General features: G+C 45.2%; 11 protein-coding genes. 9 read left to right on the top strand and 2 right to left on the bottom strand.

Features of this window, described 5'->3' with window-relative positions; genetic code table 11:
* Positions 1 to 22: 22 nt before the first annotated feature.
* From OH459_RS03755 to fabV, 8 genes are all read left to right on the top strand, one after another.
* Positions 23 to 1,399 carry an MATE family efflux transporter gene (locus tag OH459_RS03755; RefSeq protein ID WP_269985729.1) on the top strand — a complete coding sequence of 459 codons (1,377 nt, stop codon included), beginning with the start codon at positions 23 to 25 and terminating at the stop codon, positions 1,397 to 1,399.
* A gap of 129 nt (positions 1,400 to 1,528) precedes the next feature.
* On the top strand, positions 1,529 to 2,200 hold the full coding sequence (locus tag OH459_RS03760) for an ABC transporter ATP-binding protein (RefSeq protein ID WP_005428554.1): 672 nt from the start codon (positions 1,529 to 1,531) through the stop codon (positions 2,198 to 2,200).
* Positions 2,181 to 4,634 carry an ABC transporter permease gene (locus OH459_RS03765; protein WP_009698130.1) on the top strand — a complete coding sequence of 818 codons (2,454 nt, stop codon included), beginning with the start codon at positions 2,181 to 2,183 and terminating at the stop codon, positions 4,632 to 4,634. Before OH459_RS03760 ends, OH459_RS03765 begins: the two co-directional genes overlap by 20 nt.
* The gene (locus OH459_RS03770) at positions 4,634 to 5,758 is read left to right on the top strand and encodes a lipocalin-like domain-containing protein (protein WP_005450604.1); all 1,125 of its coding nucleotides are present in this window, start codon (positions 4,634 to 4,636) and stop codon (positions 5,756 to 5,758) included. Before OH459_RS03765 ends, OH459_RS03770 begins: the two co-directional genes overlap by 1 nt.
* 331 nt (positions 5,759 to 6,089) lie before the next feature.
* The gene (gene nhaA / locus OH459_RS03775; protein ID WP_005444559.1) at positions 6,090 to 7,265 is read left to right on the top strand and encodes a Na+/H+ antiporter NhaA; all 1,176 of its coding nucleotides are present in this window, start codon (positions 6,090 to 6,092) and stop codon (positions 7,263 to 7,265) included.
* A 458-nt stretch (positions 7,266 to 7,723) separates the two neighbouring features.
* A complete protein-coding gene (locus OH459_RS03780) occupies positions 7,724 to 8,350 on the top strand; it encodes a TetR/AcrR family transcriptional regulator (RefSeq protein ID WP_005444555.1) in 627 nt (208 codons plus the stop codon).
* Between the two features lie 68 nt (positions 8,351 to 8,418).
* Positions 8,419 to 10,704: an acyl-CoA dehydrogenase gene (locus OH459_RS03785; RefSeq protein ID WP_009698128.1), complete on the top strand. Its 2,286-nt coding sequence runs from the start codon at positions 8,419 to 8,421 to the stop codon at positions 10,702 to 10,704.
* Positions 10,705 to 10,882: 178 nt separating this feature from the next.
* Positions 10,883 to 12,085, top strand: a complete 1,203-nt coding sequence (gene fabV / locus OH459_RS03790) for an enoyl-ACP reductase FabV (RefSeq protein ID WP_269985737.1) — start codon at positions 10,883 to 10,885, stop codon at positions 12,083 to 12,085.
* A 113-nt stretch (positions 12,086 to 12,198) separates the two neighbouring features.
* Here fabV and OH459_RS03795 read toward each other — a convergent pair whose 3' ends face one another.
* Together OH459_RS03795 and OH459_RS03800 are read right to left on the bottom strand one after the other, a co-directional pair.
* Positions 12,199 to 13,881: an aspartate:alanine antiporter gene (locus OH459_RS03795; RefSeq protein ID WP_005444545.1), complete on the bottom strand. Its 1,683-nt coding sequence runs from the start codon at positions 13,879 to 13,881 to the stop codon at positions 12,199 to 12,201.
* A 181-nt stretch (positions 13,882 to 14,062) separates the two neighbouring features.
* Positions 14,063 to 14,329 carry a GrxA family glutaredoxin gene (locus tag OH459_RS03800; protein WP_005428550.1) on the bottom strand — a complete coding sequence of 89 codons (267 nt, stop codon included), beginning with the start codon at positions 14,327 to 14,329 and terminating at the stop codon, positions 14,063 to 14,065.
* 360 nt (positions 14,330 to 14,689) lie between these two features.
* Between OH459_RS03800 and OH459_RS03805 the strand changes: the two genes are divergently transcribed.
* On the top strand, positions 14,690 to 15,928 hold the full coding sequence (locus OH459_RS03805) for an iron-containing alcohol dehydrogenase (protein WP_009702965.1): 1,239 nt from the start codon (positions 14,690 to 14,692) through the stop codon (positions 15,926 to 15,928).
* The last annotated feature ends 56 nt before the right edge of the window (positions 15,929 to 15,984 follow it).

The following is a 15,984-nucleotide window of genomic DNA, read 5'->3' on the forward strand; positions in this document are numbered from 1 at the left end:
ATAAGTTGTCGTCGGAGCGAGCATGACTTTTTTCTCACAATTGGTTACTCATGCTGATAAGTCGTTTTTACGTCGACTATTTGCTATCGCATTACCCATTACTTTACAGAGTATGATGTTCTCCAGCCGTGGCTTAGTAGATGTGTTGATGCTTGGTCAGCTGGGCGAGGCAGAAATTGCGGCTGTGGGTGTTGCAGCTAGAGCGACCTTTGTTACTACAATTATGTTGCTTGGCGTAACAACTGGTGGTGCCTTGTTAACGGCGCAATATTGGGGGGCGGGCGATAAAGTGGGGGTGCGCCAGAGTACTTCACTCACTTGGATGATCTCCATGGTATTCGCGGCTTTCACTGTCGTGTTATTTGTGTTGTTCCCCGAGCCCATTATGCGTCTGACAACAGATTCAGAAGAAGTGATTCGTCTTGGTGCCGATTATCTGGTGATCTCATCGGTCAGCATGTTTGCCGTGGCTTGTGTTGCCAGTATGGCGGTGGGTCTACGCGCCATGCATCAACCGGGGTTAAGTACGTTTTTTAGCGGCATCGGCATTCTGTCTAATATTTCTCTTAACTGGGTGCTTATTTTTGGGCAATTTGGCTTTCCTGCGATGGGGATTAAAGGGGCTGCCATTGCGACGGTCATCAGTGGCGCAATTGAAGTAACCTGTTTATTCAGTTATCTGTGGTTTAAAAAGCACATCATTGCTTTTGGCTTGGATGACATTCGTGCCAGCTTAGTGTTGGATAAAATCACCCGTTTCTTAAAACTTTCCCTTCCGACAACATTTAACTTCCTAGCATGGGCGGGCGGCTTGTTTGCTTATCACGCGATTATGGGACAAGCAGGCGTGCAAGGCTTAGCGGCATTGTCAGTAATGACGCCCGTAGAGTCGATTGCTCTTGCTATGATGATTGGTTCATCTAACGCTGCTGCGGTATTGGTGGGTAATCAATTAGGCGCAAAGAACTTTGGTCCGGTTTACTACCAAGCGTGGGCAACCGTGATTCTCAATGTGTTGATAGCTGTTGTTGTCGCGATTTTACTTCTGCTCTCAAACCAACTTATTCTCGATGCCTTTAGTGCTCTAACGCCAGAAACGCGCCACCTAGCTGAACAGTTTATGGTGATTCTTGCGATCGGTGTGGTTCTTCGCTCTGTACCTATGATGGCTATTGTTGGTGTACTTCGTGCTGGTGGGGATGTGAAGTTCTGTTTATACCAAGATCTAATCGCGCAATGGGTGATCAGTATCCCTCTTGCTGCTTTTGGTGCAATTTATCTTGGTTTTGAGCCTCAGTGGGTTTATTTGCTGTTTTTGACCGAAGAAGTGGTGAAGTGGGGAACATGTCTACACCGCATGGCGAGCAAGAAATGGATGAAAAATTTGATCGAAGCTTGAATGGTGTCGCGAGACAAGTTGCATTTGTACTCTGATAGTGTGATCAACTATTCAAAATACTTCCTACCAACAGGATTTTAGTGTAGATTCTGATTCCAATTTTCAAACACCATTTGAGCGGCAAAATCAATGTTAAAACTGTCAGACCTATGTAAAGGCTATGTAGACGGGGGAGAATTTCATCCTGTACTACAAGGGGCAGAATTAACATTACAACAAGGTGAACAAGTTGCATTAATGGGGGAAAGTGGCTCAGGTAAAAGTACCTTACTTAACTTGATAGCTGGTCTTGATACCGCAGATTCTGGCGAGATCCAGTACCCAAGCTTCGCCATGCACAGCGCTCCAGAGCACTTAAGAACTCTATACCGCCGCAACAATATTGGTAATATCTTCCAGCAGTTTAACCTACTTCCTACTTTGAACATCGCTGACAACATCCGTTTTTGTCGCCAATTAAAAGGCTTACCAGAAGATAAAGGCTTGTGGCGTCAAATTCTTTCAGCTCTAGACCTTATGCCGCTTTTAGGTCGTTACCCTGAAGAAGTCTCTGGTGGTCAGCAACAACGTGCAGCGATTGCTCGTGCTTTGTACATGGAACCGAAAATCCTGCTTGCCGATGAGCCAACTGGTAGTTTGGATGAGCGTAATGCTGAAGCGGTAATGCGTTTGCTAACGAGTCTTGCTCGCCAGTTAGAGTGTACTTTGCTGCTGGTGACGCACAGTGAAAAAGTGGCAGAACACATGGAAGGTCGAATCCGTCTTCAAGGAGGACAGCTACATGTTATGGCCCGTAGTTAAGGCACTACTCGGTCATTACCGTCGCTATCCACTTCAAATCATTCTTGTTTGGCTTGGTTTAACCCTCGGGGTGTCCCTCCTTGTCGGTGTGACTTCTATTAACCAACACGCTAAACAGAGCTACGAAACCGGTGAGAAACTTTTTTCAAACCCTTTGCCTTACCGTATTCGTACTAAGCATTCTGCTAACAAAATTCCTCAGGGCTTTTATATTCAATTACGCCGCGCTGGTTTCAACCAATGTGCGCCTTTTGATATTCTTCATCTCGATACGAAAGCCGACTTAAGCCTGATGCTAGTAGGCGTTGATCCTGTAGCGCTGTTGCCGCTTCACCAAGGTAAATCACTTAAAGACCTTCCTATGTTGTCTTTAATGAAGCCTCCGTATCCTATCCTTGCTAGCCAAGATCTGGCTGCACACATGCAATGGAATGATGGCGACTTTATTGAGCTCAATGATGGCAGTCGACTTGGACCGCTAAAAGTCGATACGGACAACTTACTCTCTGGCACTCGCCTCGTTACCGATATTTCTCTTCTTCGTATGCTTAAGCGCAGCTCCGGTTTGTCCGCTATTGCTTGTGGTGAAATGTCCGAAGAGAAAATGTTGGCACTAAAAAATATGCTGCCAAACGGTATGACACTGGTGCGTAACAGCCGCTCCGAATTAGAGTCACTGACAAAAGCATTCCACATGAACTTAACGGCGATGGGTATGTTGTCGTTCTTAGTTGGCTTATTCATCTTCTATCAAGCAATGTCGTTGTCTTTTATTCAACGTCAGCGCTTGGTTGGTATCCTCCGTCAAACGGGGGTGAATGGCATGCAATTGGCGCAAGCGCTCATGCTTGAACTGACCATCCTTGTTCTTGTTGCTTGGGCGTGTGGTAACTTCTTTGGTCTTATTTTGGCAAATGAGCTTATCCCTGCTGTCTCTTCAAGCTTGAGCGATCTTTATGACGCAAACGTCGGTTTGACGATTGGCTGGTCATGGGAGTCGAGCCTGTACAGTTTGGCAATGTCAGCGATGGGCGCTTTGATTTCGTGTCTGTGGCCGCTGATTCGCTTGTTAAAGTCACAACCGATTCGACTTTCTTCTCGGTTGTCTCTGATGCGTTTTGCTGGGCGAGAGTTCTCTTGGCAGGCTTTCGCGGCGTGTGCGTTCTGTGTAGCTGCAGTTGCCGTCTATCAAGCGCCAAAAACTCAAGAGTCGGGATTTGCGATTATCGCACTCATGCTGATCAGTGTGGCGTTGTTTATGCCGTTTTTGATGTGGCATATGTTCCAAAGCTTCTCTTACTCACTGCGTTGGGTTCGTGTACGTTGGTTCTTTGCCGATGCTGCAGCAAGTATGAGTTACCGTGGTGTAGCAACCATGGCATTTATGCTCGCATTGGCAGCGAACATTGGCGTGGAGACCATGGTGGGCAGCTTCCGTGATACAACGGATAAGTGGCTGAGCCAACGCCTTGCGGCTGATATCTATATTTACCCAACTAATAACTCAGCAGCACGCATGAGTGCTTGGTTAAAAGAGCAACCCGAAGTGGATGCTGTTTGGTGGCGTTGGGAAAAAGATGTCCCTACTGAGCGCGGTGCATTACAAGTGGTGAGCACGGGTTCTTCAGAAGGAGAGTTGGACTCTCTTACGGTGAAACTAGGCGTTCCAAATTACTGGTATCACTTGCACCATTCTAAGAGTTTGATGGTAAGTGAATCCATGGCTTTGAAGCTCGACATTCGCCCTGGCGACTATATCGACCTTCAACCTCCCTTAGGGGGAGGTTGGCAAGTGGTTGGCGTGTACTACGACTATGGCAACCCATATAACCAAATCATGATGTCTCATCGTAATTGGCTGTATGCGTTTGCGGGCTCTGGTAATGTTGGACTTGGTGTTTTACTGGAAGATAATGTCAATGGCGAAGGCTTGAAGCGTAGATTAGAGAACGTATTCCGTTTGTCCCAAGACCGAGTCTTTGATAACAACAATATCTACAACCAAGCTATGCGTGTGTTTGACCATACCTTTGCTATTGCAGGCACCTTGGGCAACATCACTCTGATCATTGCGGTATTTGGTTTGTTCTTTGCAACACTTGCGGGAGAACTTTCTCGGCAAAGACACTTCTCACTACTGCGGTGTATGGGTGTATCAGGCAAAGAACTAGTCATGTTGGGTGGTTTACAGCTATTTGTCTTCGGTACCATCTCAGCCATCATTGCGGTCCCACTTGGTTTAGCATTGGCACACTTGATCGTTGATATCATCATTAAACAATCATTTGGTTGGTCGCTAGAGTTACAGACGATTCCTTGGGAATACGCTCAAACGATCGCTTGGGCAATGTTGGCGATCATGATAGCAGGAGCTTTACCTGTTATCAGGATGATTAAGAGCACGCCAATGAAGTCATTGAGGGATGCGCTGTAGTGAAAAACATGAAACTCAAAAAGCTGCTATCTCTTTCTGCATTAGTGTTTGTCGTATTTGTCACCCTCGCGGGCATGACTCTTTATTTTACGTATTGGGCAGAAGCGACAGCAACTGAACAAAGTGAAATCAGCGATGTATTAAAGCGCGAAAGTAAGACTATCTTCGAGCCAGTTCTACCAAATGAGCACGTTTCGCTGCCGCATGATTTCCGTTTTCATCCAGATTACCAACATGAATGGTGGAACTACTTTGCGAAGGTGCAAGACAAGCACGGCAAGGTTTACAACATTCAATGGAGTTATTTCCGCGTTGCTACCGACGAGCGTGATACTCGAGGTTGGCAAAACCCACAATTGTTTATCTCTCATATTGTCGTCAGTTCTGGCTCGCATGTTTGGAAAGAGCAGCGTGTCGCTCGTGGAGGGATTGGGCAGGCGGGCATGACGAATCGTCCTTTCCGTTTATGGATTGACAACTGGACTTGGCGTGCGCTTGGCTCCACACCATTCCCAGGAAATCTTGATGTCTCGACCGATACGTTTGCAATTGACTTAAATACTACAACGAGCGGTCCTTTTGTTGTTAATGGTGACAAAGGGTTCCAAGTTAAACATGCGCTGCAATCTATCGCGTCTTTTAGCTTCAGTGCGCCGTTTCTCAATGTCAAAGGTACCCTTACCCTTAATGGACGTGAAATCCCGGTATCAGGCTCTGGATGGACACAGAAGGAGTGGGGAAGTGGTCTGATTGGCGAAGGGCAGCAAGGTTGGGATTGGTTTGTGTTTAACCTTGATGATGGACGAGCGCTTACAGTGAGTCGTTATCGTCATAATGGTCAGGTTCCTCATTTATTCGGCACACTATCAACGCGTTCTGGCAAGGTGATAAACCTAACAGAAAAAGAGCTGACGATGACGCCACTGCACGTCACTAACTTGTCTAATGGAAGAAGGCTACCGCTTCAGTGGATCATCAATGTCCCCGGGCAAAACATCAATTTAACGACACGGATCATAAAATCGGACATGTGGCTTCCTTTTGTGATTCCATATTGGGAAGGACCGATACTCGCATCGGGTTCCAATGAAGCCTGGGGTTTTATGCAACTCACCGGTTACTAGAAACAACGAAAAAGCCACCCAACAAGGGTGGCTTTTTTGTTACTGAAACACGCAGTTTTCGGTGTAAAACCGCACGTTAATCACGAAAATTAGTCAGATATTATACTAACTTAATAGTAGTCTATGTGAATAGATTGAGCTTATAAGGAGATAGGCAGGTCTTGTAAATAATTATGTTCTTGTTGAAAAATACGATGTTTCGTAAATGAAACATCGGAAAAATCGAAGTTTAAACTCTAAACAAGCGATTATTCTAAAATTTTCAGCAGCTATACACTCTCATCATTCTTTGTTAATCGTTTATTAAGATAATAAATATAAGGGCGAAACCATGAACGATGTCATTCGTGACTTTTTCAAAATGGAATCCGCAGGCGGTATCCTTCTTGTGATTGCAGCAGCAATCGCTATGACCATTGCAAACTCACCGCTTGGCGAAAGTTATCAAGCAATGCTGCATACTTATGTATTTGGTATGTCAGTGTCTCACTGGATCAACGATGGCCTGATGGCTGTGTTCTTCCTATTAATCGGTCTTGAAGTAAAGCGTGAGCTGCTTGAAGGCGCACTTAAATCAAAAGAAACCGCAATCTTCCCTGCAATTGCAGCGGTAGGTGGTATGTTAGCTCCGGCACTTATCTACGTTGCTTTCAACGCAGGTGATGCAGAAGCGATTTCTGGCTGGGCAATTCCTGCGGCAACAGACATTGCGTTCGCTCTAGGTATCATGGCGCTTCTTGGTAAGCGTGTTCCTATCAGCTTGAAGGTTTTCCTACTTGCGTTGGCGATCATTGATGACCTTGGTGTGGTTGTGATTATTGCGCTGTTCTACACTGGCGACCTATCTACGATGGCATTGATTGTCGGCTTCATCATGACGGGTGTCTTGTTCATGCTGAACGCAAAAGAGGTCACCAAGCTAACACCTTATATGATTGTCGGTGCGATACTATGGTTTGCCGTACTTAAATCTGGTGTTCACGCAACACTTGCAGGTGTGGTTATCGGCTTCGCTATCCCACTTAAAGGCAAGAAGGGCGAGCACTCTCCACTGAAACACATGGAGCACGCACTTCACCCATACGTAGCATTCGGCATTCTTCCTCTGTTTGCTTTTGCAAATGCAGGTATCTCACTAGAAGGCGTATCGATGTCAGGTCTGACTTCAATGTTGCCTCTGGGTATTGCGCTGGGTCTTTTGGTTGGTAAACCACTTGGTATCTTCACATTTAGCTGGGCTGCAGTGAAAATGGGCGTGGCTAAGCTGCCAGAAGGTGTGAACTTTGTACATATTTTCGCTGTGTCCGTGTTGTGTGGTATCGGCTTCACCATGTCGATCTTCATCTCGTCACTTGCGTTTGGCAATGTAAGTCCAGAATTTGATACTTACGCTCGACTAGGTATCCTGATGGGCTCAACGACAGCTGCTGTAATTGGTTACGCACTACTGCACTTCTCCTTGCCAAAGAAAGCGGCTGAAGAAGTCGCAAGCGAGAAAAAAGCGTAAGCTAAGATAGAATAATTTAACGAAAGCCTCCCGACAGGGGGGCTTTTTTGTATCCGAGGATCGGTGAAGTTTGTTCAACGTAATACAAGGTTAAGTGAAGGCGGCAAACTCAAATGACAGACGAAAAAAAGCCCAGACGAAAAATTGTCTGGGCGGATACAAACATAGGAGTTAATAAGAAAAAGCAGCAATGTAGCAACTAGATAGAAACAAGTTTGACGGCCTGTGAAACTTTAAATGCCCTAGTTGTTACAGTAATTCAGACCGAGACAATTCCAAACAGTTCCATTTTTTTTAGAATTTTTTTTCACAAAACAATATTCGCTTTAAATTCATTCCGTTAAGTTCGCACTTCTTTTGTCTGGTCAGACCAATGCTTGAAAATGTGATGTTAATCATTTGTTAATCTCAGGTTTCGGGAGTATATTTCAAACAGTTGTTTAATACGAGTGATTGAAATGGCCCCGAGAAGTACAACTAAAGAAAAAATACTCGATGTAGCAGAAGGACTATTTGCAGAATACGGCTTCAATGACACATCACTACGAACCATTACTGGTAAGGCGAATGTCAACCTAGCTTCGGTTAACTACCACTTTGGCGATAAGAAAACGCTGGTGAGGGCAGTATTAGACCGATACCTAGAAGCGCTAATGCCAAATATTAAGACGTCTTTGATCGAGTTAAACACGCGCGATGATTACAACATGGATGAAGTGTTTGAATCGCTACGTTTGCCTCTAAGAGCACTGAATGATGTGCGTCCGAATGGTACTGCGTTATTTATGTTGCTAATTGGTCGTGGATATACCGATGTCCAAGGTCATTTACGTTGGTTTATTAGTACAAGATATGAGGAAGTGCTAAAGCTGTTTATGTTTTCCATCATGAAAGCAAATTCGGAATTGACGGAAGAACAGTTGTTCTGGCGATTGCACTTCACACTAGGCACTTGTGTTTTCACTATGGCATCAAGCCAAGCGTTAACCGAGATTGCAGAAAGTAAGTTTGAAAAAGAGGTCGATGCAAAGTCTGTCGTTGATCTTCTGATTCCATACTTGTCGGCAGGTATGTCAGCCAAGTAAACAAAATTAAATCAATAATAAAATAAGTTAAAGCCGCGAGCGGTGACGTGAACAAAAGGATCTGAACTATGAGCTCTCTACGAAGAAAATGGATTAGTGACCCAGCATTCAAAATGTTTAAGAAAGTACTCCCTCCATTGTCGAGCACGGAAAAAGAAGCGATGGAAGCGGGTAGCGTATGGTGGGATGCTGAGCTGTTCTCAGGCAAACCTAACTTTACGACGTTACATCATTATCCAAAACCTGCGCTTTCTTCTGAAGAACAAGCTTTCATGGACAATGAACTCGAAACATTGCTTGAAATGCTTGATGATCAAAAGATCGTTAAGGAAGACAGAGATCTTTCGCCTGAAGTATGGGAATACTTGCGCAAAGAGCGTTTCTTCTCGTTAATCATTTCAAAAGAGTATGGCGGTCGTGAGTTCTCAGCACTGGCTAACTCGACCATCGTTTCTCGCATCGCAACACGTAGTATCAGTGCTGCGGTATCAGTGATGGTTCCAAACTCTCTGGGACCTGGTGAGTTGCTGTCTCACTATGGTACTCAAGAACAGAAAGATTATTGGTTGCCGCGTTTAGCAGATGGTACGGACATTCCGTGTTTCGCCCTTACAGGTCCAGAAGCGGGCTCTGATGCCGGTGGCATTCCAGATCAAGGCGTAGTGTGTTACGGAACTCACGAAGGTGAAGAAGTTCTTGGTATCCGTGTTAGCTGGAATAAGCGTTATATCACTCTAGCGCCAGTAGCAACAGTTCTTGGGTTGGCATTTAAGCTTCAAGATCCTGATGGTCTACTTGGCGACAAAAAAGACGTGGGCATTACTTGTGCACTTATCCCAGCAGATCATGAAGGTGTGGAGATCGGTGAGCGTCACGACCCACTAGGGTCTGCATTCATGAACGGTCCAACACGCGGTAATGATGTATTCATTCCAATGGAATGGTTGATTGGTGGTTCCGAATACGCAGGTAAAGGCTGGCGTATGTTGGTGGAATGTCTATCGGCTGGTCGTGGTATCTCTCTTCCTGCACTTGGCACCGCGATTGGTCACCTTACAACGCGTACAACCGGTGCTTATGCATATGTTCGTAAGCAGTTTGGTATGTCGATTGGTAAGTTTGAAGGTGTGGCAGAAGCGATGGGTCGCATTGGTGGTTTAACTTACCTGTTGGAAGCGACACGAACGCTGACAACCACTTCTCTGGATATGAAGGAGAAGCCGGGCATCGTGACCGCAATTGCCAAATACCACATGACCGAAATGGCTCGTACTATCCTGAACGACTCTTTCGATATTCATGCAGGACGTGCAATTCAAGATGGCCCAATGAATTACCTAGCTAAGCACTATTTGGGTATTCCCGTTGCGATTACCGTTGAAGGTGCAAATATCCTGACTCGCAACTTGATGATCTTCGGTCAAGGTGCGACACGTTGTCATCCATATGTTTTGAAAGAAATGGAAGCAGCAGCAAACCCAGATGTAAAAGAAGGCGCAAAAGAGTTTGACGAATTGTTGTTCAAACATATTAAACATGCGATGGGTAATACTTTTGGTGCTCTTGGCGCGGCATTGACAGGTTCTCGCTTTGTTAAAGCGCACATGAGCGGTCCTACGCAGCAATACTATAAAGACATCACGCGCTTAAGCCGCGCACTTGCAGTGAGCGCAGACTTTGCAATGTTAACTCTAGGTGGCGATCTGAAGCGTAAAGAAATGATCTCTGCACGCCTCGGTGATGGTTTGAGTTACTTGTACATGGCGTCCGCTGCACTTAAGAAGTACGAAGATGAAGGTCGTCAACAAGGTGATTTGAACTTTGTGCACTATGCCGTTCAGCACTGTTTGTACAACGCATCGAAGTCGCTTAATGAAGCGTATTCAAACTTCCCAGTGAAATACGTCGGTGGCGTTCTGAAAGGTCTGTTGTTCCCATTGGGTAATCACTTCAAAGCTCCAAGCGATGAGCTCTGTGTGAGCCTTGCTGAGGCAATGATGACGCCTGGAGCTCAACGTGACCGAATGACGAGCTTATGCTACATCGGTCAATCAGAGGATGATAGCGTAGGGCTCATGGAACGAGCGTTCCTTGCGATGTACGACGTGAAGCCTCTTGAACGCAAACTGATGAAAGCAGCGAAAGATGGCAAGGTAGCGCGTAAAGGTTTATTGCATGACCGTCTACAACAAGCATTCGAAGCGGACGTACTTACTGAGCAAGAAATTGATCAAATTATGGCAGCAGACAAACTGCGCTATAAAGCGATTCAAGTCGACCATTTTAGCCACGACTTTTCAGAAGTTCGTACTAATGCACCAAGCAAAAAATCGCATTTGAACTCGGCAGCGTAATACGACCGCGTATAAAATAAGAAAAGCACCTCAATTGAGGTGCTTTTTCGTGTTTGAGCCTATAGCTTTTTTGTTGAGTGCTCCAACCACTTGCATTTTCGCAGCATTTTTACAGAAATTAGGTGCGAAGTAGGGCTGAACCTTTTATCCTAGCAACGTTTTTTAAAGGAAGTTGAATATGATCATCAAACCTAGAATTCGTGGATTTATCTGTACTACTACGCACCCAGTGGGTTGTGAAGCTAACGTAAAAGAACAAATTGCTTACACTAAAGCGCAAGGTCCAATTAAAAACGCGCCAAAACGCGTTCTTGTTGTGGGTGCATCAAGTGGCTACGGTCTATCTTCTCGTATCGCTGCGGCATTTGGTGGCGGCGCTTCAACTATTGGTGTTTTCTTCGAAAAAGAAGGCACAGAGAAGAAGCCAGGTACAGCAGGTTTTTACAATGCGGCTGCTTTCGAGAAGCTAGCTCGTGAAGAGGGTCTGTACGCGAAAAGCCTAAACGGCGACGCTTTCTCAAATGAAGCAAAACAGAAAACAATCGATCTGATCAAAGAAGACCTTGGTCAGGTGGATATGGTGGTTTACTCACTGGCTTCTCCAGTACGTAAAATGCCAGAAACGGGTGAACTGATCCGTTCAGCACTTAAGCCTATCGGTGAAACTTACACGTCGACTGCTGTTGATACCAACAAAGACGTAATCATCGAAGCAAGCGTAGAGCCTGCTACTGAGCAAGAAATCCAAGACACAGTAACCGTAATGGGCGGTGAAGACTGGGAACTATGGATTAATGCACTATCAGAAGCTGGCGTTCTAGCAGATGGCTGCAAAACTGTGGCGTACAGCTACATCGGTACAGAGCTTACTTGGCCGATCTACTGGGATGGTGCTCTAGGTAAAGCGAAAATGGACCTAGACCGCGCAGCAGCAGCACTTAACGAGAAACTATCAACAACTGGCGGTAGCGCAAACGTAGCGGTACTTAAGTCTGTTGTGACTCAAGCAAGTTCTGCAATTCCTGTCATGCCTCTTTACATCGCGATGGTGTTCAAGAAAATGCGTGAAGAAGGCGTACACGAAGGTTGTATGGAGCAAATCTTCCGTATGTTCAGCCAACGTCTTTACAAAGAAGACGGCAGCGCAGCAGAAGTAGATGAAGTAAACCGTCTGCGTCTGGATGACTGGGAACTACGTGAAGATATCCAGCAACACTGCCGAGATCTATGGCCACAAATTACCTCTGAAAACCTAAAAGAGCTGACTGACTACGTTGAGTACAAAGAAGAGTTCTTGAAGCTATTTGGCTTTGGTGTTGACGGTGTGGAATACGAAGCAGACGTTAACCCAGCAGTAGAAACAGATTTCACTCAAATCTAATCGTTTCTAACGGTATTAAAAAGGCGCTCATTGAGCGCCTTTTTTGTGTCTTTAATCTCTGTGCTGAATAATGAGCGCTGCTTGAACACACCTGAAAAGCGCGCTCAAAGAGATTAACTCAAAATAATCAGAATCGTACCGGCTAAAGTCATTAAGATATTGGCAATCGCGTAGGTACCTGCGTAGCCAAGGGCTGGAATAGTCGACTTCGCGTATTCGTTCACTACGTCCATTGCTGGTGCACACGTACGAGCACCGATGATGGCACCAAAGAGTAGAGCACGGTTCATCTTAAGTACGTAAGCGCCAACTAGGTACGCGAGCACGACAGGCACAACACTAACGATAAATGCCAAACCGATGATTTGTGGACCCACTTGAGTTAAGTGTTCAAACATCTTGCCACCGGCACTTAAGCCGATGCCAACCATAAAGAACATTAAACCTAAGTCTTTGACCATATTCAATGCCCCTTGCGGTACATAACCGAAAGTAGGGTGGTTCGCTCGTAGGAAGCCCAGCGTGATGCCTGAAAGCAACAGGCCAACTGCGTTACCTAGGCTGAATGACACTTGACCAAACGTCATGGTCACCAAACCAAACATAATACCTAGAATGAAGAAGCTACAGAATGCGAGCAAGTCTGCCATCTGGCTGTGGATCGAGATGAAACCGATTTTCTCAGCTAGACCATGAACACGACTCTTCTCACCACTTACTTGGAGCACATCACCTTTGGCTAGAACAATGTCCAAGTCCATTGGCATTTCAATTTGGGCACGCACCACGCGGTTCAAGAAACAGCCGAATTCCGATAGATTCAAATCAGATAGGCGCTTACCAGCAATTGCATCACTTTTAACCACGATCTCTTCTTCGACGATTCGAAGGTCCAGCAAGTTACGGTCGAATACTTCTTTACCGTTGCGAAAGCTTGGATCAAGACGTGCATGGCTATCTGGGAAGCCTACCAATGCGATTTCGTCACCTTCTTGCAGGATTGCATCACCGTCTGGGTGAGCAAGGATACCATTACGGCGAATACGTTCTATGTAGCAGCCTGTTTGGCGGTAAATGCCCAACTCACGAAGGTTCTTACCATCTGTCCAGTCAATCAGCTCAGGACCAACGCGGTACGCGCGGATGATTGGCAAGTAGACCTTACGTTGGCTAGAGTTACCCAATCCACGTTCTTGCGCAATTTGCTGAGCTGAATCGGATAGATTCTGCTTTTGCAGTTTTGGCAACAGTTTGGCGAACATGATCATACTGATCAAACCCACCAAATAAGCCATCGCATAACCAACCGATAGATTTTCTAATACCAAAGAAAAATCCATGTTTCGTGGGATGGTTGCAAGACCAGAATTCAACGCATCTTGTGCGCCCACCAATACAGGCGTAGCGGTAAGAGCGCCGGCCATCATACCCGCAGATAAACCAAAATCGAGTCCCATGTAATGGCTACAGAAATAGGTTAACCCTACCGCTGAGACTAATACGGTCATGCTCAAAATAAAATAATGTTTACCGTCGCGGAAAAATATGCCGAAAAAGTTTGGACCAGCTTCAATACCTACACAGTAGATAAATAGCATAAAGCCGATGGTTAGGGCTTCTGCGTTAAAGGAGAAACCAAGATGACCCATAACAAGAGAAGTAATGAGGACGCCTATGGAGTTACCTAACTGTAGGTTCCCAAAGCGAATTTTACCAATGGCAAGACCAATTGCTAATACGACGAAGATTAGAAGAATAGGGTTTTGTTCAAGAAGGTGTACGACGTCTATGTTCACTGTGTGGCTCGGTAAAGTGTGTGCCAAATAAAAGATTAAGAATTGCGAATTGTAACTAAATATAGCAAAAAGATAAGTGAATTTTTTTAGGTTTTACTATTACTTGACGTAAGGGAATAACAAATTGAATAAACAATAAAAAAGCCGCTAATAGCGGCTTTTAAAAATTCAGTAATTTGAATTACTCGTCGAATAGACCTAGGTGCTCTTTTGCGTAAGCTTCAAAATCATCACAACCACCAATATGTGTTTGGTCGATGAAGATTTGAGGAACAGTTTCTACTGGCTTACCAACTGTTTTCTCTAGGTCAGCTTTAGAAATACCTTCAGCGTGGATGTCTACGTAACGGTAGTTGAAGTCATCACGTTTTGCTTTAAGTGTTTCTGCGTGCTCTTTCGCGCGAACACAGAATGGGCAAGCTGGGCGACCAAAGATAACTACGAACATAATCTTATTTCTCCTAAAATCTATTCTTTTTGAAAGCACAACTAGACTTCATGTCGGTACATGCTTTCGTTTCTTGAGACAACTATGCCCGATCCAGATACGGAAATAAAGCAGCATTTACCTCTTGTCTCGATAGGCGAAATCTATCGTATAAAAACTAAACACGCACTAAGCTTAAAGCCATGAAAAGTCACTTTTTAGAATGATTCTTAACCGCAAAAGCACATGACGTAAGTATGTGAAGTGACGCATAAAAACACACTTTTTGAAGGGTTAATGGCGGCAAGGTGCACTTGGTCAACTTTTTTTGGTGGAAAGCATAGCACTCTAGTGTGAGTTGTTGTTTTGGGGAGGAAGTGTATGTTTCAGTTTATGACTGCGACACGGATTATCTTCGGCGAGGGAGCACTCCAATCTTCGCTGTCTGTAATCAATCAATTTGGCTACAGCGTTTTACTGGTGACTGGTAAAGATACGCAACGTGCTACACCTATCATTAATTATCTAAAAGCGCAGAACATGCGTTATCAACACGTTGCCATCAATGGTGAACCTAATATCACAATGGTAGAAGAAACCGCAGTGCTTGGACGCAAATTCCAACCTGATATGGTTATCGCGATTGGAGGGGGTAGTGTCATTGATATGGGCAAAGCGCTCGCGGCGATCATACCTAACCAAGGTGACGTCTATGACTACGTCGAAGTCGTTGGAAGAAACGTTCCTTTGAAAACCAAGCCGATTCATTTTATTGCTATTCCTACGACAGCAAGCACAGGGTCAGAGGTAACCAGAAATGCTGTGCTTAAATCGGGGCAAGACCAAGTGAAAGTAAGCTTAAGAAGCCCGGAAATGCTCGCAGACGTTGCGATTGTTGATCCAACCTTAACCTATGGTACTGACCAGTATACCTCTGGTCGTGGCGCGATGGATGCGTTTACTCACCTTATGGAAGCCTACGTTTGTGGTGATCCAAATCCTCTTACCGATATGGTGTGTGAAGAAGGTTTACGTCGCTTAAGCCGCTCAGTAATTGCAGGGTGTAAACAAGACAGTCACAAAGCTAGATCAGACCTTTCTTTTGCGGCACTTTTAGGCGGAATGGCAATCACAAATGCCAAGCTCGGCGCTGCGCATGGTTTAGCTTCCGCATTGGGAGGCAAGCTTGATGCGCCGCATAGTGTGATTACTGCACGTCTGGCTCCGCATGTGATGCAAGAGAATATCAATGCGGCAAAGCAAGCAGGACGAAGTGATGTGATCAGTCGTTATAAGCGTTTAGCGCAATTAGTGACGGACCGAACTAATGCCAATGAGCACGATGGCGTGCTTTGGGTGAAAATGGTGTTAGATAAGCTAGCGCTACCTCAGTTAGGTAAGTTTGGAGTATGCCAAACTTCTTTTGAGCAAGTTGCGGATGATGCTTTGAAGTCAGTAGCAATCAAAGGCAACCCCTTACCCCTTACGCAGGATCGGTTGGTGTACATTCTTCGTCAAGTTTGTGATTGTAGCGATGCGTGTGTAGGAGAGAGTTCGCATCACGTAAGTTCAGTAGAAGTGCTGGAGTCTCGCTCAGATCTATCGGATGTGAATCAATAGAAATACGACCTGAACAGATACGAAAAGGGGAGCTACTTAGCTCCCCTTTCTATTTT

The sequence above is a fragment of the Vibrio sp. MM46 genome (assembly GCF_027587135.1).
Lineage (GTDB): Bacteria > Pseudomonadota > Gammaproteobacteria > Enterobacterales > Vibrionaceae > Vibrio > Vibrio harveyi.

Bases quoted from the DNA above. Each gene is read 5' to 3' on its own strand.
- nhaA (WP_005444559.1), top strand. From the start codon at position 6,090: ATGAACGATGTCATTCGTGACTTTTTCAAAATGGAATCCGCAGGCGGT.
- OH459_RS03780 (WP_005444555.1), top strand. From the start codon at position 7,724: ATGGCCCCGAGAAGTACAACTAAAGAAAAAATACTCGATGTAGCAGAA.
- OH459_RS03765 (WP_009698130.1), top strand. From the start codon at position 2,181: ATGTTATGGCCCGTAGTTAAGGCACTACTCGGTCATTACCGTCGCTAT.
- fabV (WP_269985737.1), top strand. From the start codon at position 10,883: ATGATCATCAAACCTAGAATTCGTGGATTTATCTGTACTACTACGCAC.
- OH459_RS03805 (WP_009702965.1), top strand. From the start codon at position 14,690: ATGTTTCAGTTTATGACTGCGACACGGATTATCTTCGGCGAGGGAGCA.
- OH459_RS03755 (WP_269985729.1), top strand. From the start codon at position 23: ATGACTTTTTTCTCACAATTGGTTACTCATGCTGATAAGTCGTTTTTA.
- OH459_RS03785 (WP_009698128.1), top strand. From the start codon at position 8,419: ATGAGCTCTCTACGAAGAAAATGGATTAGTGACCCAGCATTCAAAATG.
- OH459_RS03760 (WP_005428554.1), top strand. From the start codon at position 1,529: ATGTTAAAACTGTCAGACCTATGTAAAGGCTATGTAGACGGGGGAGAA.
- OH459_RS03800 (WP_005428550.1), bottom strand. From the start codon at position 14,329: ATGTTCGTAGTTATCTTTGGTCGCCCAGCTTGCCCATTCTGTGTTCGC.